Annotated in this window: 29 protein-coding genes; 14 read left to right on the top strand and 15 right to left on the bottom strand. The window is 72.1% G+C overall.

Annotated features, from left to right (window positions below):
* Positions 1-37: 37 nt before the first annotated feature.
* Together ACPPVX_RS08930 and ACPPVX_RS08925 are read left to right on the top strand one after the other, a co-directional pair.
* Positions 38-508 (top strand): MarR family winged helix-turn-helix transcriptional regulator, encoded by a 471-nt coding sequence (locus tag ACPPVX_RS08930; RefSeq protein ID WP_426574546.1) that lies wholly within the window; start codon positions 38-40, stop codon positions 506-508.
* A 32-nt stretch (positions 509-540) separates the two neighbouring features.
* Positions 541-2,163: a chloride channel protein gene (locus ACPPVX_RS08925; RefSeq protein WP_426574545.1), complete on the top strand. Its 1,623-nt coding sequence runs from the start codon at positions 541-543 to the stop codon at positions 2,161-2,163.
* 142 nt (positions 2,164-2,305) lie between these two features.
* On the opposite strand, the gene ACPPVX_RS08920 is transcribed toward ACPPVX_RS08925, so the two are convergent.
* The 7 genes from ACPPVX_RS08920 to urtA all read right to left on the bottom strand — a co-directional run bounded on the left by ACPPVX_RS08920 (position 2,306) and on the right by urtA (position 8,484).
* A complete protein-coding gene (locus ACPPVX_RS08920; protein ID WP_426574544.1) occupies positions 2,306-2,647 on the bottom strand; it encodes a DUF2200 domain-containing protein in 342 nt (113 codons plus the stop codon).
* Between the two features lie 34 nt (positions 2,648-2,681).
* Positions 2,682-3,608, bottom strand: a complete 927-nt coding sequence (locus ACPPVX_RS08915; protein WP_426574543.1) for a hypothetical protein — start codon at positions 3,606-3,608, stop codon at positions 2,682-2,684.
* A gap of 139 nt (positions 3,609-3,747) precedes the next feature.
* Positions 3,748-4,428, bottom strand: coding sequence for an ATP-binding cassette domain-containing protein (locus ACPPVX_RS08910; protein ID WP_426575018.1), 681 nt, complete (start codon positions 4,426-4,428; stop codon positions 3,748-3,750).
* A gap of 4 nt (positions 4,429-4,432) precedes the next feature.
* Complete coding sequence (gene urtD / locus ACPPVX_RS08905; RefSeq protein WP_426574542.1) at positions 4,433-5,200, bottom strand: urea ABC transporter ATP-binding protein UrtD; 768 nt, start codon at positions 5,198-5,200, stop codon at positions 4,433-4,435.
* On the bottom strand, positions 5,197-6,375 hold the full coding sequence (gene urtC, locus ACPPVX_RS08900) for an urea ABC transporter permease subunit UrtC (RefSeq protein WP_426574541.1): 1,179 nt from the start codon (positions 6,373-6,375) through the stop codon (positions 5,197-5,199). The genes urtD and urtC overlap by 4 nt, the downstream gene beginning before the upstream one ends.
* The gene (gene urtB / locus ACPPVX_RS08895; RefSeq protein ID WP_426574540.1) at positions 6,372-7,256 is read right to left on the bottom strand and encodes an urea ABC transporter permease subunit UrtB; all 885 of its coding nucleotides are present in this window, start codon (positions 7,254-7,256) and stop codon (positions 6,372-6,374) included. The genes urtC and urtB overlap by 4 nt, the downstream gene beginning before the upstream one ends.
* A 136-nt stretch (positions 7,257-7,392) precedes the next feature.
* Entirely contained in the window at positions 7,393-8,484 is a 1,092-nt protein-coding gene (urtA, locus tag ACPPVX_RS08890) for an urea ABC transporter substrate-binding protein (protein WP_426574539.1), read from the bottom strand.
* Here urtA and ACPPVX_RS08885 point away from each other — a divergent pair.
* The 6 genes from ACPPVX_RS08885 (at position 8,474) to ACPPVX_RS08860 (ending at position 13,497) form a co-directional block, all read left to right on the top strand.
* The gene (locus ACPPVX_RS08885) at positions 8,474-8,794 is read left to right on the top strand and encodes a hypothetical protein (RefSeq protein ID WP_426574538.1); all 321 of its coding nucleotides are present in this window, start codon (positions 8,474-8,476) and stop codon (positions 8,792-8,794) included. The two genes, urtA and ACPPVX_RS08885, sit on opposite strands and share 11 nt — an antisense overlap.
* A gap of 182 nt (positions 8,795-8,976) precedes the next feature.
* The gene (locus ACPPVX_RS08880) at positions 8,977-9,627 is read left to right on the top strand and encodes an urease subunit gamma (RefSeq protein WP_426574537.1); all 651 of its coding nucleotides are present in this window, start codon (positions 8,977-8,979) and stop codon (positions 9,625-9,627) included.
* Positions 9,628-9,644: 17 nt separating this feature from the next.
* Positions 9,645-11,357, top strand: coding sequence for an urease subunit alpha (locus tag ACPPVX_RS08875; protein ID WP_426575017.1), 1,713 nt, complete (start codon positions 9,645-9,647; stop codon positions 11,355-11,357).
* Entirely contained in the window at positions 11,357-12,037 is a 681-nt protein-coding gene (locus ACPPVX_RS08870; RefSeq protein ID WP_426574536.1) for an urease accessory protein UreF, read from the top strand. The genes ACPPVX_RS08875 and ACPPVX_RS08870 overlap by 1 nt, the downstream gene beginning before the upstream one ends.
* Position 12,038: 1 nt before the next feature.
* Positions 12,039-12,728 carry an urease accessory protein UreG gene (ureG, locus tag ACPPVX_RS08865; protein ID WP_426574535.1) on the top strand — a complete coding sequence of 230 codons (690 nt, stop codon included), beginning with the start codon at positions 12,039-12,041 and terminating at the stop codon, positions 12,726-12,728.
* A gap of 1 nt (position 12,729) precedes the next feature.
* Positions 12,730-13,497: an urease accessory protein UreD gene (locus ACPPVX_RS08860; RefSeq protein WP_426574534.1), complete on the top strand. Its 768-nt coding sequence runs from the start codon at positions 12,730-12,732 to the stop codon at positions 13,495-13,497.
* A gap of 82 nt (positions 13,498-13,579) precedes the next feature.
* Here ACPPVX_RS08860 and ACPPVX_RS08855 read toward each other — a convergent pair whose 3' ends face one another.
* Both ACPPVX_RS08855 and ACPPVX_RS08850 read right to left on the bottom strand, forming a co-directional pair.
* Entirely contained in the window at positions 13,580-14,092 is a 513-nt protein-coding gene (locus tag ACPPVX_RS08855; RefSeq protein WP_426574533.1) for a hypothetical protein, read from the bottom strand.
* Entirely contained in the window at positions 14,089-14,361 is a 273-nt protein-coding gene (locus ACPPVX_RS08850) for an SHOCT domain-containing protein (RefSeq protein WP_426574532.1), read from the bottom strand. The genes ACPPVX_RS08855 and ACPPVX_RS08850 overlap by 4 nt, the downstream gene beginning before the upstream one ends.
* A 138-nt stretch (positions 14,362-14,499) precedes the next feature.
* Here ACPPVX_RS08850 and ACPPVX_RS08845 point away from each other — a divergent pair, with 138 nt between their 5' ends.
* The 3 genes from ACPPVX_RS08845 to ACPPVX_RS08835 all read left to right on the top strand — a co-directional run bounded on the left by ACPPVX_RS08845 (position 14,500) and on the right by ACPPVX_RS08835 (position 15,788).
* Positions 14,500-15,039, top strand: coding sequence for a GNAT family N-acetyltransferase (locus ACPPVX_RS08845; protein WP_426574531.1), 540 nt, complete (start codon positions 14,500-14,502; stop codon positions 15,037-15,039).
* A gap of 151 nt (positions 15,040-15,190) precedes the next feature.
* Entirely contained in the window at positions 15,191-15,313 is a 123-nt protein-coding gene (locus ACPPVX_RS08840) for a hypothetical protein (protein WP_426574530.1), read from the top strand.
* A 46-nt stretch (positions 15,314-15,359) separates the two neighbouring features.
* Complete coding sequence (locus tag ACPPVX_RS08835; protein WP_426574529.1) at positions 15,360-15,788, top strand: hypothetical protein; 429 nt, start codon at positions 15,360-15,362, stop codon at positions 15,786-15,788.
* A 9-nt stretch (positions 15,789-15,797) separates the two neighbouring features.
* Here ACPPVX_RS08835 and ACPPVX_RS08830 read toward each other — a convergent pair whose 3' ends face one another.
* Genes ACPPVX_RS08830 through ACPPVX_RS08820 form a run of 3 tightly spaced genes read right to left on the bottom strand, consistent with a single transcriptional unit; the run spans position 15,798 to position 18,992 of the window.
* Positions 15,798-17,036: a hypothetical protein gene (locus ACPPVX_RS08830; RefSeq protein WP_426574528.1), complete on the bottom strand. Its 1,239-nt coding sequence runs from the start codon at positions 17,034-17,036 to the stop codon at positions 15,798-15,800.
* On the bottom strand, positions 17,033-18,190 hold the full coding sequence (locus ACPPVX_RS08825) for a GNAT family N-acetyltransferase (protein ID WP_426574527.1): 1,158 nt from the start codon (positions 18,188-18,190) through the stop codon (positions 17,033-17,035). Before ACPPVX_RS08825 ends, ACPPVX_RS08830 begins: the two co-directional genes overlap by 4 nt.
* Positions 18,168-18,992 carry a glycosyltransferase family 2 protein gene (locus ACPPVX_RS08820; protein WP_426574526.1) on the bottom strand — a complete coding sequence of 275 codons (825 nt, stop codon included), beginning with the start codon at positions 18,990-18,992 and terminating at the stop codon, positions 18,168-18,170. Before ACPPVX_RS08820 ends, ACPPVX_RS08825 begins: the two co-directional genes overlap by 23 nt.
* 49 nt (positions 18,993-19,041) lie before the next feature.
* On the opposite strand from ACPPVX_RS08820, the gene ACPPVX_RS08815 reads away from it, so the two are divergent.
* The gene (locus tag ACPPVX_RS08815; protein ID WP_426574525.1) at positions 19,042-19,782 is read left to right on the top strand and encodes a PIG-L deacetylase family protein; all 741 of its coding nucleotides are present in this window, start codon (positions 19,042-19,044) and stop codon (positions 19,780-19,782) included.
* 76 nt (positions 19,783-19,858) lie between these two features.
* Here ACPPVX_RS08815 and ACPPVX_RS08810 read toward each other — a convergent pair whose 3' ends face one another.
* The 3 genes from ACPPVX_RS08810 to ACPPVX_RS08800 form a co-directional block, all read right to left on the bottom strand.
* Positions 19,859-21,172 carry an acyltransferase family protein gene (locus tag ACPPVX_RS08810; RefSeq protein WP_426574524.1) on the bottom strand — a complete coding sequence of 438 codons (1,314 nt, stop codon included), beginning with the start codon at positions 21,170-21,172 and terminating at the stop codon, positions 19,859-19,861.
* 78 nt (positions 21,173-21,250) lie between these two features.
* A complete protein-coding gene (locus ACPPVX_RS08805) occupies positions 21,251-22,456 on the bottom strand; it encodes an amidohydrolase (protein ID WP_426574523.1) in 1,206 nt (401 codons plus the stop codon).
* Between the two features lie 52 nt (positions 22,457-22,508).
* Positions 22,509-23,162 (bottom strand): nitroreductase family protein, encoded by a 654-nt coding sequence (locus ACPPVX_RS08800; protein ID WP_426574522.1) that lies wholly within the window; start codon positions 23,160-23,162, stop codon positions 22,509-22,511.
* A 196-nt stretch (positions 23,163-23,358) separates the two neighbouring features.
* Between ACPPVX_RS08800 and ACPPVX_RS08795 the strand changes: the two genes are divergently transcribed.
* Together ACPPVX_RS08795 and ACPPVX_RS08790 are read left to right on the top strand one after the other, a co-directional pair.
* A complete protein-coding gene (locus tag ACPPVX_RS08795) occupies positions 23,359-24,015 on the top strand; it encodes a maleylpyruvate isomerase family mycothiol-dependent enzyme (RefSeq protein ID WP_426574521.1) in 657 nt (218 codons plus the stop codon).
* Positions 24,016-24,042: 27 nt separating this feature from the next.
* Positions 24,043-24,519 (top strand): GNAT family N-acetyltransferase, encoded by a 477-nt coding sequence (locus ACPPVX_RS08790; RefSeq protein WP_426574520.1) that lies wholly within the window; start codon positions 24,043-24,045, stop codon positions 24,517-24,519.
* Positions 24,520-24,529 lie beyond the last annotated feature (10 nt).

Raw genomic sequence — 24,529 nt, 5'->3', positions numbered from 1 at the left:
ACTCGCACGAATCCTTGTCGCATGCAATCATTGCGACGTGCAACGTTCTGGCGACGCCGACCTAGTCGAGGCGATGGTGCTGGCGTCGCGGGCGCTCGTGGCGGTCGCCGCCCGGTCCGTGTCGGCGATGCCCGGAGAGGTGACCCTGCCGCAGTTCCGGGTGCTGGTCGTCCTCGCCACCCGGGGACCGCAGCACCTGGCGCCGCTGGCCGACGAGCTGAAGGTCGTGCCGTCGTCGATGACGCGCCTGGCCGAGCGGCTCGAGAGCAAGGGCCTGGTCTCGCGCGCTGAGGTGCAGGGCGACCGCCGCCAGGTGCAGCTGCGGGTCACGAAGGACGGGCGGCGCGTCGTCGACCAGGTCACGTCGGAGCGGCGGGCGGAGTTCGATCGGTTGGTGGAGGCGATCCCGCAGGGACAGCGGCCGGTGTTGACCGAGGCCCTGCGGCTGATGGGCCGGGCGGCTGGCGAGGTGCCGGAGCAGGCCTGGTCGGTCGGCTGGGGCGAGTGATGCGCCCGGGCCGGTGGGTCGGTGGGCACCGCATGATCGGTCCGGCCGTCGTGGTCGGTGCCGTCACCGGGCTCGGCGTCGCGCTGTTCGACCGGGTGGTCGCGGTCGGCCTGTTCGGCCGGATCCTCCGGGCTCCGCTCGCGGTGCAGGTGGTGGTCCCGGGGGTGGGGCTGGCCCTGGCCCTGATCTGCCTCCGGTACCTGGCGGCCGGAGCGTCGTCGTCGACAGCCGATGCGTACATCGAGAACTTCCACCAGCGCGACCGGTGGATGGACCTCCGGCCGGTGGTGGGCCGCCTCCTCGCGAGCGCCTTCACGCTGGGCACCGGCAACGCGATGGGGTTCGAGGGACCGTCGATCTACCTCGGCGCCTCGATCGGTTCCGCCGTCGAGGAGCGGGCCACGCGCTGGATCTCCCGCGACGACGCCAAGGTGCTGATGGTCGCGGGGGCGGCCGCGGGCGTGGCGGCGATCTTCAAGGCCCCCGCCACCGGTGCGCTGTTCGCCCTCGAGGTCCCCTACCAGGCCGATCTGGCTCGCCGGATGCTGCTTCCCGCCCTCTTCAGCGCGGCCGCGGGCTACCTGGTGTTCGTCGCCATCAACGGGACCGCTCCGCTCTTCCCGACCGGCGGGTCACCTCAGCTCGACCTCCGCGACCTGGCGGGGGCCGTCGCGATCGGGCTCGTCGCCGGGGCCGCGGCGCGCTCGTTCGCCTGGTTCGTGCTGCTGGCCAAGCACCGATCGGTCGGCATCCACCCCGTCCTGCGGGTCACCGGCGCGGGCGTGGCGATCGGCGGCCTGATCCTGGTGTCGAAGGCCCTGACGGGTGAGACCCTCGCCTTCGGCCCCGGCTACCGGACGATCGCCTGGGCCCAGGACCCGCACCACGCGATCGGCCTCGTGCTCGGCATGTTCGTCGTCCGCTGGGCGGCGACCGTGGTCGCGGTCGGTGGGGGCGGAGTGGGCGGCCTGTTCATCCCGCTGGTGATCGAGGGCGCCCTGCTCGGCCGCATCGCCGGTGGGCTCGTCGGCCTTCCGGGTTCCACGCTGTTCCCGGTGCTCGGTGTGGCCGCCTTCCTCGGCGCCGGCTACCGGGTGCCGCTCGCCGCCGTGGTGTTCGTCGCCGAATCGACCGGCAAGCCCGGGTTCGTGGTGCCGGGGCTCATCGCGGCGGCGGCGTCTCAGCTCACGATGGGCCCGCGCTCGGTCTCGCCCTACCAACGGGAGCGCCAACCCGGTCACATCGAGGGCCGCCTCGAGATCTCCATCGGGGAGATCCTCGATGTGGGCGCGAGCTTCGTCCCGCCGGACCTGTCGGTCGCCGAGCTCGTCGATCGGCGCCTGCTCGGAGCGCGGTCGCGGCAGGTGCCGGTGGTCGACGGCACCACGTACATCGGCATGATCGGGCTCGGCGAGATCACCGCCGTCGACCGGTGGCAGTGGGACGCCACCGACGTCGGGGCCCTGGTCGACCGGACGCCGCCGGCGCTGCCGCTCGATGCCACCATCCGGGAGGCACTCGCCATCATCGGGGACCACGACCTCGACCGGGTCGCCATCACCGACGGCGGCGCCTACGTGGGCGTCGTCACGGAACGGGAGATCATGAGCCTCGACGCGATCCTCGGCGGACCCGGCGACGACGCGCGTCCGTAGCCCCGCGGCGGCGTGCTCGGAGGGCGTGCGGCGCGTGGCGGCGATCGGGGCCGTTCCGACGACCGTGCCCCCGCGGCCCATCGACACGGACGACGTCACCTACCTCACCTGAAGGCGTGCGGCCGGTCACGGCCCTGGCTGCTCAGGACCGCAGCACCTTCTCCATCGCCTTGCCCTTGGCCAGCTCGTCCACGAGCTTGTCCAGGTAGCGGATCTCCTGCATCAGCGGATCGTCGATCGACTCGACCCGCACGCCGCACACCACGCCGGTGATCGCCGACGCGCTCGGGTTCAGCCGGGCATCGGCGAAGAACGCCTCGAAGGTCGTCTCGTCATCGAGGTGCTGCTGCAGCTCGGCCTCGTCGAAGCCGGTCAGCCACTCGATCACCTGGTCGAGCTCGGCCTTGGAGCGTCCCTTGCGCTCCACCTTGGCCAGGTAGAGGGGATAGACCGAGGAGACGCTCGTGGCGAAGATCCGGTGCACGCCACCAGGGTAGGTGCGGCCTCGGGCGGGCGGGTCAGTTGCTCTGCAGGTTGATGGTGAACAGCGTGGCGCCCGCATCGGGGTTGACCGTCAGCTGCACCCAGCCGCTGGGGGCGCCGCCGGGCACCTCCACCCGGTGGAGGTTGGCCACCGTCGCTCCCGTGGCGGTGCGCATCGGGTGGTCGTCGGTGAACGTGTGGCCGTCGCCGTGCACGTACAGCACCTCGCCAGCGAAGCCGGTGGTCTCGGTGCGCAGGGCTTGGAACATGGTCTCGTAGGCCCCCTTGTCGCCCTCGGCCCGCTCGAAGCGCAGACCGGACTGCGTGATGACCACCACCCCACGATCGCTGCGCGCCTTGGCCTGATCGAACGCCTGGTGGAGCCACGAGATGTTGGCGGCCCGCCGGGGATCGAACTCCGCCTTGTTCGACTGGCCGTCGCTGCTGCCGACGACGTGGATGGTGACGTAGGTGATCGGCCCCTCGGTCCAGCGGGCGTTCTCCGGGTAGCCGGGCTGGCTGGTCAGCGGTCGGGTGGTGCGCCCCCGCGACGCGGTGCCGGTATCGCGGTAGATCATCGTCCGCAGCCGGGCGAGCCGGGTCGTCGGCGCGCTGCAGTCCGTCCAGTCGTTGTCGCCGGGCGTGAAGATCAGCGGGTGGTCCAACGAGTCGAACCAGTCGATGTTCTTCTGCACGACGGCGTCGGTGCAGTTCGAGGTCGACGCCTGGAAGTCGCCGACGTGGGCCGAGAACGTCACGTCGGCATCGTTCACCGCCTGGAGCAGCCGCTGGTAATCGCCCTCTTGCGACGTCGAGTACGGCATGTCGCCGAAGAGCGCCACCCGGTAGCAGCCGCTCAACCCGAGCACGAGCGCCAGGCCCAGGACGGCGGCCCGCACCACCCGGCGCCGTGGGGATCGCCCGCGCTCGTCCTTCTGGATCGGTTGCGCGTCCGCGGTCATCGGGGCCTCCCGGAGATGAGCACCGCCCACGACCTCCATCGTCGCCGGGCACCCCGGTGTCGAGGCACCTGCAGGAGGGTGAGCGCGCATGACGCGTCGACGGGGGCCGCGGCCGGGCCCTCCTCCTCGGAGCGGTGCGTCAGACGACCATGGCGGCTCTGACCTCGTCGAGGGCGGCCTCGCCGCCGGCGCCGGAGCCGGTGACGCGGCCCGACTCGAGCACGTAGTAGGCGTCGGTCGAGCGCAGCGCGAAGCCGACGTGCTGCTCGACGAGCAGCACGGTGAAGTCGCCGCGCCGGGTGAGCTCCACGATGACCTGCTCGATCTCGGCGACGACGTTGGGCTGGATGCCCTCGGTCGGCTCGTCCAGGATCAGCAGCCGCGGCTTGGTGAGCAGGGTCCGGGCGATGGCCAGCTGCTGGCGCTGACCGCCCGACAGCAGGCCGGCGGGCCGGCTCAACAGGCCGGTGAGCGCCGGGAACGTGTCGAGCACCTCGTCGAGCTCGGATTGCACGGTGGAGACGAGCTGCAGGTTCTCCAGCGCGCTCATCTGCGGGAAGCAGAGCTGGCCCTGCGGGACGTAGCCGAGGCCGTTGCGGACCCTGCGGTTGGGCTTCGTCCCGGTGACGTCCTCGCCGTCGAGGAGGATCCTCCCCGACCGCACCGGGATCAGGCCGACGGCGACGCGCAGCAGCGTGGTCTTCCCCGCGCCGTTGTGCCCCATGACCGCCACCGCTCCGTCCTTGGGGACCGTCAGGTTCACGTCGAACAGGACCATCGAGCGGCCGTAGCCCGCCGTCACGTCGACCAACTCGAGCATGTTCTCAGGCATCGGCTGCCACCTCCGTCACGGTTCCCAGGTAGACCGACTGCACGTGCGGATCCGCCTGGATCTCGGCGACCGTCCCCTCGGCGAGGACCTTGCCGCCGTGCATGACCGTCACGAAGTCGGCGTAGCGGCGCATGAACTCCATGTCGTGCTCGATGATGACGATGGTCCGGTCGGCGACGATCCGCTGGAGCAGGTCGCCCGTCTCCTCGCGCTCCTCGGCGCTCATGCCGGCGACGGTCTCGTCGAGGAACATGACCGCGGCGTCCTGCACGAGCAGCATGCCCACCTCGAGCCACTGCCGCTGGCCGTGGGCGAGGAACCCCGCCGGTCGGTTCGCCAGCGCCGTCAGGCCGATCGTCTCCAAGGCGTCGGTGACCCGCTCGGGCACCTTGCCGCGAGCCAGCAGCAAGCGGCCCGACCGGCGGTGCATGCCGGCGGCGATGTCGAGGTTCTGCAGCACGCTGAGCTTCTCGAACACCGTCGCCGTCTGGAAGGTCCGCCCGACGCCCAGGCGCACGATCCGGTGCGACTTCATGTCGAGCAGGTTGCGGTCGCGGAACTCGGCGCGCCCGGTGCCGTGGACGAGCCCGGTCAACGCGTCGACCAACGTGGTCTTGCCGGCGCCGTTCGGGCCGATGAGGAAGTGCAGCCGCCCTTGGCGGAACGTGACGTCGACGCCCTCGATGGCCTTGAAGCCGTCGAAGTCGACGGTGAGGTCGCGGACCTCCAGGTAGTCCTCGCCGAGGAAGGAGGCGGTCATGCGACGGCCACCTCCGGCTCGGTCTCGACGGTGGCGACGGCGGCCGACCTCGTCGGCACCAGGTCCTTGAGCTTCGGCCACACCGAGGCGATCCCGCCCGGGAGCAGGAGGATGACGAAGATGAACAGCGCTCCCTGGAAGTAGGTCCACTGGCCCGGGAACTGCTCGGAGAGGGTGGACTGCCCGTAGCCGACCGCGATCGCGCCGAGCGCCGGGCCGAGCAGCGAGGCCCGGCCGCCGAGGGCCACACCGGCGATCATCATGATCGAGGCGGCGGCGTCCACGTTCGACGGCGAGATGATGCCGGCGATCGGGACGAACATGGCGCCGCCGATGCTGGCCATGATGGCCGCCAGCACGAAGGCGACCAGCTTGATGTTGGCGGGGTCGTAGCCGAGGAAGCGGACGCGCTCCTCCTGGTCTCGGGTGGCGACGAGGAGCTCGCCGTACCGGCTGCGGTAGAGCTGCCAGATGACCACCAGGAAGAGGATCATCAGGGCGGCCGTGATGAGGTACAGGTTCTTCTTGACCTGCTCGTCGTAGAGGTTCTGGCCGAAGAACGTCGAGAAGGTGTTGAGGCCGTTGAACCCGCCGGTCTGCTTGATCGTCGAGATCAGCAGGGTGGCGAAGGCGACCGCCAGCGCCTGGGTGAGGATGGCGAAGTAGGCGCCCTTCACCCGCCGCTTGAGGATCCCGTAGCCGAGGATCAACGAGATCAGGGCCGGGAGTGCGATGATCGCGAACAGGGTGAACGGTCCGCTGCGGAACGGCCCCCACCAGGCCGGCATCGTGCCGTTGCCGTAGAGCTGCATGAAGTCGGGCACGTTGCCCGGGCCGGCGGCCTCGAGCTTCATGTGCATGGCCATGGCGTAGCCGCCGAGGCCGAAGAACACCCCCTGGCCCATGACGAGCATGCCGCCCCGGCCCCAGGCGAGGCCGATGCCGATGCCGGCCAGGGCCCAGGCGCAGTACTTGCCCAGGTTGCCGAGCCGGAAGGTGCTCAGCGCACCGGGGGCCCACACCAGCATGATCAGGGCCAGCACGCCGATGGCGACGAGGCCCCCGTACGAGGAGACCAGCTTGGCCGGCGTGAACCGGCTGGCCTGCTCGATGGCGCCGGCGGTCGGCGCCGCGGTGTCGGTCGCCTCGGGTTCGAGAGGAGCGGTGTCCGTCATGCGAGCGACCTCGTCCGCACGGTGAACAGGCCCTGGGGTCGGATCTGGAGGAACACGACGACGAGGGCGAACGTGATGACCTGCGACCAGCTGCCGCTGAACCGGTCGGTCAGGTACGCCGTCATCACGCCGATGACCCACGCCGCGATCACCGTCCCCTTCAGCTGCCCGACGCCGCCGGCGACGACCACCAGGAACGCCGGGATGATGTAGGCCGTGCCGAGCGTCGGGTTGGTGCCGGAGATCATGGCGATGGCCACGCCGCCGACGCCGGCCAGGCCCGATCCCAAGAAGAACGTGAGGCGGTCGACGTTGCGGGTCGAGACGCCCAACGTCTCGGCCAGCTCACGGTTCTGCACCGTGGCCCGGATCCGCCGGCCGAACGAGCTGTACTTCAGCAGGGCGCTGAGCGCCCCGAGGGCGGCGACCGCCAGCAGGATGGTGAAGAGCTGGCGGTGGGGCCAGGCGTAGCCGAACACCGAGATGCTCCCCCCGAGCCAGCTCGGCGCCCGCACCGGGTCGCCTTGAGCGCCGAAGAGGTCTCGAGCGAGCTGCTGGAGGACCAGCGACACGCCGACGGTCACGAGCAACGTGTCGAGCGGCCGTTTGTACATGAACTGGATGATGGTGACCTCGAGGAGCAACCCCATGAGGCCGGCGACGAGGAAGGCGGCAGGGATGGCGACGATGATCGACAGTCCGCTGCTGGTGATCACCTGCTGGGTGAGGTAGGCGACGTAGGCGCCGGCCATGAGGAACTCACCGTTCGCCATGTTGATCACGCCCATCTGCCCGAACGTCAGGGTCAGGCCGAGCGCAGCCAGCAACAAGATGGCACCGGAGGCGGTGCCGGTGAGGAAGGGGGTGATGAGTTCGCGCATCCTGCTGCTTTCAGGGTTCGTTCAGGAGGTCTGGGAACCGGTTCCGGGGCTCGTCCACGAGGTCGGGAACCGGCCAGCGGTGGGGTGCCGTGCTGGCGCACGGCACCCCACCGATCAGGGACGGGTCAACCTGGGATCAGTTGGCGTCGGGGTTCCACCAGCTGTAGCCCTTGAGGAACGGATCGGGCTCGATCGGCGTCTTCGAGGTCCAGACGATGTCGAACTGGTTGTCGGCGTTGATCTGGCCCATGAGGGCGGTCTTGGCGATGTGGTGGTTGTCGCCGTTCACCGTGACCTTGCCCTCAGGTGCGTCGAAGGTGACGCCTCCGGACGCCTTGTTGACCGCGTCCACGCAGAAGGACTTCGCCTTCTCGACCATGTTCTTGTAGAGGTACATGGAGGTGTAGGCGGCTTCCATCGGGTCCGACGTGGGCCGGTCCTGGCCGTACTTGGCCTTGAACGCCTTGATGAACTTGGCGTTCTCGGGGCTGTCCACGCTCTGGAAGTAGTTCCAGGCGGCGAACTGGCCGGTGAGGTCCTCACCCATCGACGGTGCTTCTTCTTCGGCGATGGACACCGAGATGATCGGCGACTTCTTCGGGCCGAGACCGGCCTCGTAGTACGCCTTGATGAAGCCCACGTTGGAGGAACCATTGATGGTGTTGAACACGAAGTCCGGCTTGGCCTTGGCGATCTTGGCGACCTGGGTCGTCCAGTCATCGCTGTCGAGCGGCACGTACTCCTCACCAACGATCTCGATGCCGAGCTCCTTGGCGTACTGCTTGATGATCTTGTTCGCAGTACGGGGGAACACGTAGTCGGAACCGGCCAGGAACAGGGTCTTCACGCCCTTGGACTTGAGGAAGTCCATGGCCGGGATGATCTGCTGGTTGGTCGTGGCGCCGGTGTAGTAGATGTTCTTCGAGGCCTCGAGGCCCTCGTACTGCACCGGGTAGAACAGCAGGCCCTTGTCGCCTTCGACCACCGGCAGCATCGCCTTGCGGGAGGCCGAGGTCCAGCCGCCGAAGACCGCGGCGACCTTGTCTTCGGTGAGCAGCTTGTTGATCTTCTCGGCGAAGACGGTGGGCTCGCTCTGCCCGTCCTCGACGACGGGCTTGATCTGCTTGCCCATGATGCCGCCGTCGGCGTTGATCTCCTCGGCGGCGAGGTTCAGCGAGTCGAGGACCGTCTGCTCGCTGATGGCCATGGCGCCGGAGGTGGAGTTCAAGAAGCCCAGCTTCACGGTGTCACCGCTCTGGCAGGTGCCCGAAGACGAGGCCCCGCTGCTCCCCGAGCTACTGGATGAGTCACTCGAGCCACAAGCTGAAGCAAATAGCGCCAGCGAGCTGACTGTTGCGATCACCATGAGTGATCGAAACCGCGTCGTTCCCAACATCAAAGAGCTCCTTTCAGGCCCGCACGAACATGTGCGAGGACCGGGAACCTATGGAGCGCCAATGTCGCCACGTGGTCAGCGCCGTTTCCTGGGAACGACTTCTACCTTGACGGAATATGACTCGTACCTTCACGGAACATGACTACTGGTGAAGCGTCCGGAAAGGCGCCGGTCCTTCGACAGATTGTGAACAGCTTGTGTCCACCCTTGTTGGCGATGGGCGCTCTGGTTACCTTCTCGCCATGCCCGTTCCCGACCGTGTGATCGACGCGCAATCCGAGCGCGTCGCACTGCCGACCATCCACCTGTTCCTGGGAGCCCGCCGTGCACCTGTCACCCCATGAGCAGGAGCGGCTGCTGGTCCACGTCGCGGCCGATGTGGCTCGGAGCCGGCGCGAGCGCGGGCACCGCTTGAACCATCCAGAGGCGGTGGCCGTGCTGACGGCATGGGTGTTCGAGGCGGCTCGCGACGGCCGCAGCGTCGCCGACACCATGGCGGCGGGACGCGAGGTGCTCGATGCCGACGATGTCATGGACGGGGTCGGCCACCTGATCGAGGAGCTCCAGGTCGAGGCCACCTTCCCCGATGGCACGAAGCTGGTCACCCTGCACGACCCCATCCAGGCCGGCGCGGGCACCGGCGGAGGCTCGGTCGTGCCCGGCGAGGTCCTGGTGGCCGGTGAGCCGATCACGCTGTTCGAGGGCCGGCCGCTGACGCCGCTCGCGGTGGTCAACGATGGCGACCGCCCGGTGCAGGTCGGCTCCCACTTCCACTTCGCGGAGGCGAACGAGGCGCTGCGCTTCGACCGGACGACCGCCACCGGTCGGCGGCTGGCGGTGCCCGCGGGCACGAGCGTCCGCTTCGAACCGGGGATCCCCATGGACGTGCTCCTGGTCGACCTGGCCGGCGAGCAGATCGCGGCGGGGTTCCGCGGCCTCCACGGCGGCGCCGTCACCCCGGGGGGTGCGTCGTGACCGATCCCGCGGTCACCATGGACCGGGCGCGGTACGCCGCGCTCTACGGGCCCACGGTCGGCGACCGCATCCGCCTGGCCGACACGGACCTGCTGATCCGCATCGAGGCCGACCTGTGCGGTGGGCCCGGCGGGGCGGGCGACGAGGCCGTCTTCGGCGGGGGCAAGGTCATCCGCGAGTCGATGGGCCAATCGGGCCGGACCTCGGCGGCCGGCTCACCCGACCTGGTGATCACGGGCGCCATCGTCCTCGACCACTGGGGCATCGTGAAGGCCGACGTCGGCGTGCGCGACGGCCGCATCGTGGCGCTGGGCAAGGCCGGCAACCCCGACACGATGGACGGCGTCCACCCCGACCTGGTGATCGGCCCCGGCACGGAGATCATCGCCGGCAACGGCAAGATCCTGACGGCCGGCGCCATCGACTCGCACGTGCACCTCATCTGCCCGCAGGTGATGGACACCGCGCTGGCCACCGGCATCACCACGATCATCGGGGGCGGCACCGGTCCGGCCGAGGGCACCAAGGCCACCACCGTGACGGCGGCCCCCTGGTACCTGCACAAGATGCTCACCTCGCTCGACACGTGGCCGGTCAACGTCGCGCTCCTCGGCAAGGGCAACACCGTGTCCACCGACGCCATGTGGGAGCAGCTGCGCGCCGGCGCCAGCGGGTTCAAGCTCCACGAGGACTGGGGCTCCACCCCGGCCGCCATCTCGGCGTGCCTCGACGTCTGCGATGAAGCCGGAGTGCAGGCGGCGCTGCACACCGACACGCTCAACGAGGCCGGGTTCGTGGAGACCACGCTCGCCGCCATCTCCGGAAGGTCGATCCACAGCTACCACACCGAGGGTGCGGGAGGCGGCCACGCTCCCGACATCATCACGGTCGCCAGCCAGCCCAACGTCTTGCCGTCATCGACCAACCCGACCCGGCCGCACACCGTCAACACCGTCGACGAGCACCTCGACATGCTGATCGTCTGCCACCACCTCAACCCGTCGGTGCCCGAGGACCTGGCGTTCGCCGAGAGCCGCATCCGCCCCTCGACCATCGCGGCCGAAGACGTGCTGCACGACCTCGGTGCCATCTCGATGATCGGCTCCGACTCGCAGGCCATGGGCCGCGTCGGCGAGGTCGTGATCCGCACGTGGCAGACCGCCCACGCCATGAAGCGGCGGCGCGGTGCGCTCGAGGGCGACACCGACGCCGACAACGCTCGAGCGAAGCGCTACGTCGCCAAGTACACGATCTGCCCGGCGATCGCCCACGGGCTCGACGGCCAGGTCGGCTCGGTCGAGGTCGGCAAGCTGGCGGACCTGGTGCTCTACGACCCGCGCTTCTTCGGGGTCCGCCCGCACCTGGTGGTGAAGGGCGGCATGATCGCCATGGCGCAGATGGGCGACGCCAACGCGTCGATCCCCACGCCCCAGCCGGTCATGGCCCGGCCGATGTTCGGTGCCGTCGGCGCCACCGCGGGGCAGACCTCGGTGGCCTGGGTCGCCCCCGCGGCCCTCGATGACGGCCTGGCCGAACGGCTGGGCCTGGCCCGCGAGCTTGTGGCGGTGAAGGACTGCCGGGCGGTGGCCAAGGCCGACATGGTCAACAACACGGCGTGCCCCGACATCCGCGTGGACCCCGACTCGTTCGAGGTGTCGATCGACGGCGACGTGATCGAGCAGTCCCCGGTCAGCGAGCTGCCGATGGCGCAGCGCTACTTCCTCTTCTGATGGCCGCCCCCATCGTCTCGGCCGATGCCGCCTCGATCTCGGCGCTGCTGCTGCTCGCCGATGGCCGGTTCCCGGACGGGAGCCATGCCCACAGCTTCGGCATGGAGGCCGCGGTGGCGATGGGCCGCGTGCACGACCCCGCCTCGCTGCACCGGTACATCGAGGCTCGCCTCTGGACCACGACGCGCACCGACGCCGCCGCGGCGGCGCTCGCCGCCCGGGGTGCCCACGCGCTCGACGACATCGACGCCGCCCTCACGCTGCGCCAGCCCAGCCCCGCCACCAGGGCCGCGTCGCGCTCGTTGGGCCGGTCGCTCGTGCGCACGGCGGCCAGGATCTGGCCGGGTCGCGAGCCGCAGCTCATCGACGGACGCCCGCCGCTCCAACCGATCGCCCTCGGAGCGGTGGCCACGCTCTCGGGGTGCGGGCCGCTCGAGGCCGCGCTCTGCACGACGCACGCGGCGGCGGCCTCGCTGGCGAGCGCGGCGCTCCGGTTGCTCGGCCTCGACCCGTTCTCGGTCGCTGGGGTGCTGGCCGACCTGCGGGGGCCGGTGGCCGAGGTCGCTGGATCCATCGAGGGCATCGCGTCACCCACCGACCTGCCCACCACCTCGACCCCCCTCGCGGAGCTGGATCCTGAGCTCCAAGCCACCATCGAACCTCGACTCTTCGGGAGCTGACATGCACGGACCGTTCCACACGCACCACAACGAGGGCGGCGAGAACCGCCGGACGCGCCGTCCCGGCGAGGCGTTCCGCGTCGGCATCGGCGGCCCCGTCGGCACGGGCAAGACGGCGCTGGTCGCCGCGCTCTGCGGCCTCCTCGCCGACGAGCTGCGGATCGGCGTGGTGACCAACGACATCTACACGACCGAGGACGCCGACACGCTCCGCCGCCGGGGCGTGCTGCCCGCCGAGCGCATCGCCGCGGTGCAGACCGGGTGCTGCCCGCACACCGCCATCCGCGACGACATCACCGCCAACCTCGACGCGATCGAGGACATGGAGCAGCGCGAGGGCCCGCTCGACCTCTTGCTGCTCGAGAGCGGCGGCGACAACCTGACGCTCACGTTCTCCACGGGCCTCATCGACGTGCAGCTGTTCGTCCTCGACGTCGCCGGGGGCGACAAGGTGCCCCGCAAGGGCGGACCGGGGGTCACGCGCTCGGACCTCCTGGTCATCAACAAGACCGACCTGGCGCCGCTCGTGGGCGCCGACCTCGATGTCATGGCCCGCGACTCGGCCGCCCAGCGGGGCGAGCTCCCGGTCCGGTTCATCTCCCTCGTCGACCCAGCTGGGGCCGAGCCCATCGCGGCGTGGATCCTCCACGAGCTCGCGCACTGGCGCGCCGACGCCGGCGCCGTCGTCTGAGGTGCACGCCGAGCTGGCCATCGAGCTGCACCGGGCCGGCGACGGCTCGGTGGTCGCGCACGGGGCCCTGGCCCTGGCGCCCTACTGGTGCCGCTGGGACGGCGCCACGCTCTGGATCGTCGGCTCCGCGGCCACGCCCGTCGGCGAGGACGACATCACACTCGACCTCCGCGTCGGCGAGGGCGTCCGGGCGACGGTCCGGAGCGTGGCCGCGATGGTCGTCTACGCCGGGCGCGGCGCGGGCACCCGGCTGACCACCCGCCTCCACGTGGCCGCGGGCGCGTCGTTGCGCTGGCAGCCCGAGCCGGTGATCGTGACGGCTCGGGCCCGTCACCGATCGGTCCTCATCGCCGACGTGGCCTCGGGCGGGGAGCTGGTCGCCGACGAGGTGGTCGTCCTCGGCCGCAGCGATGAGGTCGCCGGCGCCTACGTCTCGGCGACGGACCTCCGCCGCGACGGGGTGCCAATCTGCCTGACCTCGTTCGACACGGCAGCGCCGGGCTGGTCGGGTCCCGCCGGCACCGCCGGGGCCAAGGTCGTGGGCACCCGCCTGGTCATCGATGCCACCACCGCCATCGGCGCACCGACGCCGCGCGTCGATGCGAGCACCGTCGTCCTGCGGCCCGAGGGCGGCGGGACCATCGCGACCACGCTGGCACCAGACCCGGGCCGTGCCCGCGCCCAGCTGGACGCGGCGCTCGCCGGTCCGGCGGCAGGGGCAGATCGCGACGAGGGCCTGGCCTCGGTCGGCTCCGGACCCCCCGCCTGAACGGGCCCGGGCTCGGCGGGCACCGAGCAGGCCCGCACGGTGGGGTGCGGGCCTGCTCTCGGTGCTCCGTCCTCGCTGGTGGTCAGCCCAGCGACGCGATGGCGCCGACGGCCATCAGGTCCTCGGCGTGGATCCACTCGTCGGCCAAGGCGATGCCACCGGCTCCTCGGATGGCGTCGCGCAGCGGGATGGCCCACAGGTGCTCGATGAGCAGGATCGCGGCCGTGGTCCCGTTCGGGATCGTGTCGGCCACGTACCAGACCTCGTCGTCGGGGATGAGGTGGCCGTCGGCTCCTTCGAGCGCGCCCGCCTCGGCCCCGGCGATGACCGCCTCCTCGTCGCCGTAGCCGAACCCGATGAGGGCACCGGCGATGGCGCCCATCTCGGACGCCTCCTCGGGGCTGAGGTCGCTGATCTGGACGGCCGTGATGTCGCCCTCGTCGTCCTTGTCGACCACGAGCGCATCGACGACGCGGATCAGGTCGAGGTCTCGGAGCCGCTCGAGCTCCGCCACGATCGTGCCGTGGAAGTCGGCGTCGGCGAAGCCGAGCACCATCATCTGGACGGGCCCGATGGTCCCGTTGGAGTCGCTCATCGGGCGTTCAACACCTTCTGCTTCTGCGCATCGAACTCGGCCTGGGTGAGGACACCCGAGTCGAGGAGGCCCTTGAGGCTGGTGAGCTCGGCCACCATGTCGGTACCGCCGGCAGCGGGTGCGGGCGGCGGGGGTGCGTACTGCGGCTGGGCGTACTGCTGCTGCGCCTGCAGGTCGGCGAGCTGCGCGTCCTGCGCTTGCTCGGCGGCCTGGTTCTCGGCTGACCTCTTGCCGGCGTGGTGCGCGGCAGCCGCGACCCCTCCGACCACGGCGGCACGCCGAAGCGGCCTTCTGCGTCGCATCATCTCGGACTTCTCCTCTGTGGACGGGCAAGCGACGGGGTGTCTGATCCGTCAATCGGAAGCTACCGCGTCCTTGCCTCGTAGGGTCCGGGCATCGATCCGCAGGTGCCGTACCCCGATCCGCCGCTCGTCGGCCGCACCGTCGCCCTGCGCCCCTTCCGCGCCGACGACTACGGCCCGGCATCGGTGCCCGACCCCGATCCGGAGGCGGCCCGCTGGGTCCCGCCGATGCCCGACGACGACGGTCCGGGCGTGGCCGCGCACTACGAGGAGTGCCGTCGCGACGGCGTGCTGCTCCACCTGGTGATCGCCGACCGGGCGACCGACGAGTACCTCGGTGAGGTCATGGTGGCGTTCGGCGAGCACCGGGTGGCCGAGGTCGGCTGCGTCGTGGGCCCTGCCGCCCGGGGGAGGGGCGTGGCGGTGGAGGCGTTCGGCCTGCTGGTGGACTGGGCGCTCGGCCCGCTCGGCCTGGCCCGGCTCCAGGTGTTCGTCGCCGCCGACAACCCCGGCGGGCTGCGCCTCTCGGAGCGGACCGGCTTCCGGCGCGAGGGCGTCCTGCGGTCCTACGGGGAGCACGACGGCGGCCGCTTCGACGCCATCGTGCTGGCCCGCCTCGCCGAGGATCCTCCCCCGGCACGATGACCCACCGTGAGCTGCGGGTCACCTGGCCGTCGGCGCCCGACGCCAGCGCAGGCGGCACCGGTCAGACCTCGATCGGGAAGGCCAGCACGCCCACCGCCGAGGTGCCCGACCCGGTGGCAGCTCCTTCGAGCCACCCGACGGATCCTCAGCCGTGGCGTACCTCATCGCTCGGCTGTCGGGGAAGGCCCGGGTGCCGTCGGTGGTGTTCGGGGTGACCGCCCTCGCGCTGGGGGTCCTCGTCGCGTTCGTCAAGTACACGCTCGCGGCCCACTAGGCCTCGTGCGTTCCCGGCTCGATCGGGGCCGGGTACCGTGCTCGCCATGGAGGGCACCGGCGGACGGGACAGCGACGGGGTCGGCCCGGCTGCCCACGAAGCGTCGGTGTCGGCGCTGGTGCCCCGGGCGCTGTCGTCGACGGCCCGGTACCGCGACATCCCGGAGCTGCGCCGGCTCGAAGCGGTGGGCTCGCCCACCCACGTCATGGTCCACCACATCGACGGCGTCGCCACCGACGAGCACCGCGACTACTGCGATGCGCACGTCCACCCGTTCGCCGAGCTGAACCTCGTCCTGGGGGAGCCGGGCGCGCTCACCTACGAGATCGTGCTTGCCGACGAGACGATCGTGGTCTCGTCGCCGTCGACGGTCTGGATCCCGGCCGGTGTCCCGCACTCGGCCAACCTCCGGAGCGGCACCGGCACCTTCGTGGCCGTGTACCTGGCCGAGCCCCAGGCCGGCCCGCCGGCCTGAAGGGTGCGCTCAGCCGCCGGCTGGCGGCGGGAGCGGGGGATGGGGCTCGCCGTCGATGACGAGCGCCAGGGTCTCGTTGAGGCGGTGGTTCCGCAGCCAGTACGGCCCCGACCACACGGGGTCGCCCCGCTGGTCGCGGTGGTCGGCGCCGGTGAGCGCCGAGGTCCGAAGGGTGGCTCGGGCCGCATCGCGCAGCTCGCCGTCGAGGCCGGTGGTGCCCAGCGCCCGGGCCACCTCGGCCCAGTCCGCCCGCGCCTTCAGCGTCGGCAGGCGGAACGCGCGGATGTCGTCCGGGTCGATCTGGGTCGGGAACGCCGTGGCGGCACCGAGCGCGCCGTGCAGGTGCAGGCACACCATCGTCAGCAGGCACTTCCCGCACCGGCCGCAGTTGTCGACGCGGTTCTCCTTGAAGCACACCTTCAGGTCCGCGAGCAGGTCCGGCCGGTGCTCGACCAGCCAGCCGACCTTGCCCAGCCGCGAGTGCACGAGGGAGTCGTGGACGACCTGCACCCTGGTGGTCGAGAAGAGGGGGTCCAGCAGGGGGCTGGTGCCGCACGGCTCGACGGTGGCGTAGCTGTCGCCCGACGGGATGACCACCGCGTCGTAGCCGCCCGCGAGCGACAGGGCGATGCTCGCCAGGCCGGCGCCGACCGCGTCCTCCCAGTCGAACCCGGCGGGATCGAACAGGTCCCGCACGTTCGTCCGGACCACGACCAGCGGCAGGTCGAGCCGCGCCGCAGCTTCCCTCGCGAGGTCGATCTCGCCGGAACGCACCTCGTCGTCGTGGCCGGGCTCGAGCCCGTCGGCGAACACCAGGGCGTCGAGCTCGCGGGCTCCGGCGCGGTCTCGCGCCGCCGTGTACACCGAGTCGACGCCCCGGGAGAAGAACGCCGCCCGCCGCGGTCCGCGCCTCGTGCGCCCGCGGCGTGAGCGGGACGTCGACGGTGCGGCAGCGGCGGCGAGGTCGACGGGCGATGCCATCGGGTCCCACGCCAGGTAGGCGGCCTGGATCTCCTCGGCGCGGCGGAGCAGGAGGGGATCGATCGGGCCCTGGACCTGGAGCTGATCGGCGTGGCGCATGGCGAAGGCGAGCGCGGCGGCGGTGGGGGCCGAGGCATCGGCGGTCGGGTCCATCACGTCTCGGGGCCCGGTGACGGAGAGGCGCAGCTCGCCGCCGTCCCACCGCAGCCACGACGATCGCTCGGTCTCGGTGCCGCGGTGCTCGACGCGGACGGGCTCGACGATCACGGGTTGCCCCACCGCGGCGACCCGCCGGTGCCCCACGCGTACGGCGCCGGCACCCAGCGCTTCTGGGCGAGTGAGAGCCGGGGCAGCCGCGCCAGCCCGGCCACGGCCAGGTCACCGCGGCGGCCACGGGCCCAGGCGACCGACTGGAGCTCGACCGTGGCATCGGCGAGGCGGGCCTTGTACGCCTCGTCGCCGCGGAGGAACCGGTACTCGCGCACGCCCTCGTCAGCGCAGGCGCGGATGGCCCGGTCCTGGAGGAGCAGGCCCACCGAGCACCGGTCGAACGCGGGGTCGCGCCCGCCCTGGTAGTGCGACTCGGTGCCGTCGAAGCGGAAGCTGTGCAGCGCGGCGACCGGCCACCCGTCGAGCTCGAGGAACCGGAGCCGCAGCCACCCGCGGTCGAGGAACGTGCGTGCGACGTCGTGGTGGAACGCCTCCCGCCCGGCGTAGGCCCGGGACCCGCCCGCCGGGTCCCAGCGGAGGTGGTGGAGCCGGAGGAGGTGGTCGAGGTCCTCGTCGAGCGCCGCCTCGGAACCGGTCGTGCGGAACCCGACGGTGCCGAGCGCCTCCAGGCGGCGCCCGTCGCGGCGGAGCTGGTCGCGCAGCTTCCGGGGCCGGGTGGCGAGCCACTGCTGGCCCGTGCACCCGGTGAGCGGGGCGACCCGGCCCTGGTCGACGCCGAGGGTCCGCGCGCCGGGAGCGCCCGCCGTCCCGGCGATCGGGAGCTCGTCGGCGAGCGCCACGTCCCACGACCGGGTCCCGGCTTCGGTGAGGAACCGGGCCATCGCCGCCAGCGCATCCGCCCGGTCGCCGGCGGCGCAGACGGGCCCGAGCTGGTCGGTGGCCCCGTGCCCGATGAGCCGGATCACCCGGAGCGGACGGCGGGCCGCCTGGTACAGCGGCAGGATGGCGATGAGGTCCCCCTCGCCATCGACCACGCCGGTCAGCAGCAGGCGCCGATCCCGTCCGAAGTGCCGCCACCAGGTGTGGAGCCACTCGAACGTGGAGAACACGTTGTCGCTGTCGGCGGCCAGCGCCCGCCACGCCGCCTCAGCCTCGGCGAAGTCGCGGAACGGCCGGTACGACCAGGGCCCGCGTTCGTTCGTCCGCCCCGCGGCGATGGTCTGCACGTCAGCAGGTCGCGGCGAGGGCATCGGGCAGGGGACGCCCGGCGAGCGCGCCCAGGTGGGCGACGAACGCCGCGTCGTCCGCTCCCGGAGCGGGCTGGTCGGTGACGAGGGCGCGCACCGGGTCGATCCAGGCGTCCCACACCGGGCGGGCGGCCGCGTCGAGCCGCCCGTGCCGCACCGCGGCATCGAGGATGGCGGCGGCCACGTCGTCGAGGATCGCCGGGATGTTCCGGTACTCGCGCAGCGAGCCGCGGAAGCCGCCGACAGGGCAGCTCACCACGTGATCGCCGCCGAAGGTGGCCTCCAGGTTCAGGTGGGTCTCGGCGCCGTAGCCGGGGGGCAGCGGCGACCGGAGCACCGACGGCCGCACCGCCCGGAACCCGCTGAGCGCGATGTCGATGTGCTCGAGCGCCTCCGGGGCGAGGGCCCCCACGAGCGGGTGGTACACGCCGGGCATCACGACGCGGCGCCGGCCGGCTTCGTCGTAGGTGCCGACCACCATGTCGGCGCCGGTGCGCACCGCCTCGGCCCGCAAGGCGGCGGCGATGTTCACCTCCGACCACTCGTAGTCGGCGTCGAGGAACACCAGGTGGCCCTCGTGGCAGCGGTCGAACGCGGCCTGCATCGCCCGGCCCTTGCCCTCGGGTGCGGCCACCACCTCGACCCCGAGCCGCGCCGCGATGGCCGCGGAGGCATCGGTCGACCCGCTGTCGACGAACCAGACGCGGTCGCCGGGCTCGGCAGCCTCCATCGCGACCCCGAGCGCGGTCGGCAGGGTCGCTTCCTCGTCGCGGCCGACGACGGCGAAGGTGAACGGCCCGGTCATGCGCGAGGATCGTACGGCCCAGTGTCCGGTTCGAACGCTTTGGAGTCGCGTGGCCGAGGATCTCGAGGGGCCCATCGTGGTCGTCTCGCCCCATCTCGACGATGCCGTCCTGAGCGCGTGGTCGGTGCTCCGGACCGAGGTCGAGGTAGCGATCGCGGTGGTGTTCGCCGGTGTCCCGGTCCCGGGGACCACCGGGGCCTTCGACCCGATCTTCGGCACATCGGACTCCGCAGGGCTGATGGTGGCGCGCCGCCAGGAGGACCTCGCCGCGCTCGCCTGTGCCGGGCGGACCCCGACCCACCTCGACCTGCTCGACGTCCAGTACCGCACCGCCGACCTCGGGCCCGATGAGGTGCAGGGGGCGCTCGAGCCGGCGGTCGCGGCCGGTTCCACCCTGGTGGTCCCCGCCGGCATCGGGCGTCACGTCGACCACCTGCTGGTGCGCGACGCCGCGCTGGCCATCGCCCGCCGCCGTGGCGATCGGGTCCTGCTGTACGCCGATCAGCCCTACGCCACCAACATGGGCTGGCCGTCCTGGGTGACCGGCGCGCTGCCCGAGCCCCACCTGGTGCCCGACGCGGCCTGGGGCCGGACGCTCGCCGAGGTGGCCGAACCGTCCCGGCTCGTCCCGCTCGTCCGGCCCCTGGCGGAGGCAGAGCAGGCGGCGAAGCTCCGAGCCCTGCGGTGCTACCGATCGCAGATCGCCGCGCTCGAAGGTGGTCCCCACCGCCGCATCTCGCACCCGGCCATCGCCGGCTTCGAGCTCCTCTGGACGGTCACCGAAGCCTGACGGCGGCCGCCGTCCGAGGTCGGCCGCCCTACCTGGCCGGCAGACCGCCGCTTCGGCCGCCGCTCGCCGCGGACCGCTAGGCCGGGGTGCGGCGGCTGGTGAGGGCGAAGCGCCAGAGCAGCAGGGTGCCGGCGAGGCCGGCGGAGACCACACCGATCTGCGGGCTCGACCAGGCCTTGATGCTGAGCGAGAGCAGGCCGGCGGTCACGAGCACCGAGGCGGTGCCCCAACGCCAGGTGCTGGGCCCGCCGAGCAGGGCCCGCTGCTCGATCGGCGCCACGCGCTTCACGAGCGGGACCAGGACGGCGAGGTTCAGCAGCAGGAACGGGATCTTGGTCCACCACCAGGCGGTGGTGCCCGGCTCGACGCTGGGCAGCACGCCGGCCAGGTAGGCCACCGCCACCACCACGACCGCCGCCGTCATGTGCCACAGGTACACCGACATGGCGACGGCGTTGGCGGCGATGGTCACCCGCCAGGCGCGGGCCGAGCGCTCGAGCCACCGGGTCACCGCGGGCGCGAGGGCGGCCGCGGTGAAGGAGTAGGCCAGGCCGAACAGCAGCAGCGCCGTCGACGGCGGGTGGGTGGGGCTGTGCTCCAGCCCACCGTGGTGGAGCATCACCGCCGGCCACGGGCCGAGGTTCACCGCCGCGAGCGCCAGGGCCCAGAACGCAGCGGCCAGGGCGACGAGCTTGCGTCCCACCGGCAGGCGGCCGTCCTGCCAGGCGAAGCCGGCGACCTGGAAGCCGAGCCAGCCGATCACCCAGTTGATCTCGGGGAGGAACGCGATGTGGGCGAAGCTCGCCGCTTCGCCGATGGCGAACAGGACGACGAGCCCGCCGATGAGCCGAGCCGGGTGGCTCCGGAACCAGCGGAACGTGAACGGCGCCAGGGCGGTGTCGATCGTGTAGTTGGCGAGGAACCAGAGCGGGATGGCGGCGCCGATCGCGCCGAGCGAGACGATGCCGAACCGGCCGACGGCGCCGCCGACGACGAGGGCGACCGCCCAGAACGCGGCCAGGGCGACCGCCGGCGCCATCATCCGGTGGAGCCGGGTGGCGATCCAGTCGGCGGGGCGGACGCCGCGGCGCTCGGCGGACCGCAGGGAGGTGGCCGAGGCGAAGCCGCCCACGAAGAAGAACAGGGGCATCACCTGGCCGATCCAGGTGAACCACCCGTACTCCGGCGAGAAGTCGAGCAGGTTGCCGCCGACGAGCTTGCCGTGGCGCATCACGGCGACCATCCCGAGCCAGTGGCCGACCGCCACCATCGCCATGGCGGCGGCCCGGTAGAAGTCGACGGCCCGGTTGCGGTCGTGGGCGGTCTGGGCGGCGAGGTCGGTGGCGGACACCGCCGTCGGGGCATGGTGAGGCAGGGCTGGGGTGGTCATGGGGACCAGTGGGCCACGATCCCGTCCGCGGTCCTACCCGGGGTTCCCCCAGTGCGCCGGTGGGGGATCCCTGGGGGATCAGCCCGCGGCGGGGAGCCAGTGGCGGGCGGCGGCCACCAGGGCCTTGATGCCCAGGTCGATGGTGGGGCTGGGCACCGGGGCGTAGAAGGGCGAGTGGTTGGTGGGCAGGCTCGCCACCCGTTCGGCGATCTCGTCGATGGTGGTGAGCCCGGCGAACTCGGCCGGGTCGGCCCCGCCGAGGAGCCAGTAGACGCAGGGGCACTCGGCCGCCGTGGCGAACAGGCCCACGTCCTCGCTCCCGGGGACGCCGCCCGGGTCGATGACCAGGGCGCCGGTCGAGGAGAGGGCCGGCTTGGTGGCCTCGCACGCGGCGGCGTCGTTCATCACCGCGGGGAGCGATTCGAAGTGGTCGACGTCGGGCGGCTGGGGTGCACCCGAGGTGGCCGCCTCGCCCTCGACGATGCGCTCGATGGCGGCGAGCACCCGGGTGCGGACCCTCGGTTCGTAGGTCCGGACGTTGACCTCGATGCGCGCCGAGTCGGGGATGATGTTCGCCTTGGTCCCGCCGTCGATGCGGCCCACCGTGACGACGGCGAAGTCGCTGGGCGCGGTCTCGCGCGACACCACGGTCTGGAGCCGCAGCACGGTCGCTGCGGCCAGGACGATGGGGTCGACCGCCGCGTGCGGGCTCGACCCGTGGCCGCCGGCGCCGTGCAGCGTGATCTTCAGGCTGTCGGCGGCCGCGAAGGAGGCGCCGGCGTGGAGGCCGATGGTCCCCGCCGGCATCGGCACGACGTGCTGCCCCAGCACCACGGTGGGCGTGCCGTGGCGCTCGTAGAGGCCGTCGTCGATCATCGCCTGGGCGCCGGCGCCCACCTCCTCGGCGGGCTGGAACACCGCGAGCAGCGTGCCCGACCAGGTGGAGGGCGATCCGGCCAGCTCCTCGCACGCCGCCAACAGGCACGTCACGTGCAGGTCGTGGCCGCAGGCGTGGGCGACGCCATCGACGGTGCTCGTGTAGGGGAGGCCGGTCCTCTCCGTGACGGGCAGGGCGTCCATGTCGGCGCGCACCAAGACGGTGGGACCGTCGCCGTTGCGCAGCACGCCGACCACTCCGGTGCGGCCCACGCCGGTCTCGACCTGGAAGCCGGCGCCGCGCAGCGCCTCGGCGACGAGCGACGCGGTGCGCTCCTCCTGGAAGCTCAGCTCCGGGTGCTGGTGGAGGTCCCGGTAGAGGTCGGTCCAGGCGTCGAGGTCCGTCATGGGCCGAGCCTAGGTGCGGTCCCGGCGGACACGCCGGGGCTGGTGGTCGGCGTCAGGGCCAGAGCGGGCCGGCCACCTCGAAGCCGAGCGGGCGGCCCCACTGGTTGCGGAACGACACGTCCTCCACCGGGGTGCGGGCGGCGACGCCCCAGCGCCCGGTGGGGTACCCGAAGGTGACGCAGGCGGCCATGTTCCAGCCCTCGTCGGTGGGCACGCCGAGAACACCGAGCACCTCGCCCAGCTTGAACGCGAGCACCGAGGTGAGCGCGGCACCGACGCCTTCACCCCGCGCCGCGAGCATGGCGTTCCAGATCGCCGGGTAGATCGAGCCGCCCGACGGGTCGTACTGGGCGAACCCGAACAGCAGCATCGGGTAGCCCTCGAAGTGGTCGGCGAGGTGCTGGGCCGAGCTCCGCACGCGCCCGAACGACTTGGACTCCTCGGACTCGGGGTCGGCGGCCGCCGCCGCGATCCGAGGTGCGTAGGGGCCGGTCCACAGCAGCTCCATGCACTCCCGGTAGATGGGGCCGAGCTTCGCCTTCACGTCGGGATCGTCGACGATCAGGAACCGCCAGTTCTGGGCGTTGCCGCCGCTCGGGGCCCGTACGGCGGCGTCGAGGATCCGGGCCTGCACGTCCTGGGGGATCGGCTCGTCCGAGACCCGTCGCATGGCCCGGGTGGTGTACAGCGCTTCGCGTAGGTCCATGGCGGGCATCGTACGGTCGGCGCTCCGCTCGTGGTCCTGCCGTCGAGGCCCGTGCCGTTCCGTGTCCCCACGACGAGGTCGGGCCCGCACCACGCCCTCGAGCCGTCTCCCGGGACGGCGGTCGCTCGGTGTGGCACGCTCGCGATCGCGGCCCTGCCGGTCGTGCTCGTCCCGTTCGCCCGCCTCGAGGAGGACCGTGACCCCTCCCACCGACACCGTCGGCGCCCGCTACGCATCGACCCGGCTGCGGCTGACGGCGCTGCTCGAGTCGATGGACGAGGCCGGCTGGGAGCGGCCCGCGGCCGCCTGCCCGGGATGGCGCGTCCGGGACGTGCTCGCCCACCTCGTGGGCATCATCGAGGATGCGGTTGCCGGTCGCCTGAGCGGCCCCCCGCCGCCGGCGCTGACCGCCGAGGCGGTGGCGCGCCACCTCGACGACGACCCGAGGGACCTGCTCGCGTCGTGGGCCGTCGGCGGGCCGCTGTTCGAGGCGGCGATCACCGAGCGCGGGGTGTGGCCGGCGTTCATCGACGTGCTGTCGCACGAGCACGATGTCCGGGGCGCGCTCGGTCTGCCGGGCGAGCGCACGGGCGACGACGTGCGGTTCGCGGGCCGCCTCCTGACCGCCGAGCTCCCGCCCGGGCTGGTGGTCCACGTCGATGAGCCGGTTGGGACCGAGCCCGTCGCCGACGGTGAGGCCCGGCTGGTCACCACGTCGTGGGAGCTGCTGCGCGTCCGCCTCGGGCGGCGGTCGCGAGCGCAGGTGCTGCTCCTCGACTGGGTCGGTGATCCCGAGCCGTTCCTCGACGACCTGTTCGTGTTCGGGCCGGCGGCCCGCGACCTCGTCGAGTGACCGCCGCGTCGGCCGTACCCTTCGACGATGGCTGATCGCGTGGTGTTCCGACGGGCCGGGCCGGACGACCTGGCGGCGATCGTCGGCCTCCTGACCGACGACGTCCTGGGCGCGGACCGGGAGTCCGCTGCGTTCGGCGCCTACGAGGACGCGTTCGCCGAGATCGACGCCGATCCCCGCCACCTGTTGGTGGTCGGCGACCTCGATGGCGAGGTGGTGGCGTGCCTCCAGGCGACGGTGCTGCCGTGCCTCACCCACGGCGGGCGCCGGCGGGCCCAGCTCGAGGGCGTCCGCGTGAGCGACCGGCTCCGCGGGGGAGGGGTCGGCGCGGCGCTGATCAGGTGGAGCATCGACTGGGCGCGCGGCGAGGGCTGCGGCCTGGTGCAGCTCACCACCGACAAGCGCCGGCCCGATGCTCTCCGCTTCTACGAGCGCCTGGGGTTCACCGCCACCCACGAGGGCATGAAGCTCGCGATCGCCCCGGACGGTGCTCCGGCCGCGTGAGCCGGACCGG

Source organism: Aquihabitans sp. McL0605 (genome assembly GCF_049993875.1).
Lineage (GTDB): Bacteria > Actinomycetota > Acidimicrobiia > Acidimicrobiales > Iamiaceae > Aquihabitans.
This window is presented reverse-complemented; position numbering and strand designations above follow the sequence as displayed.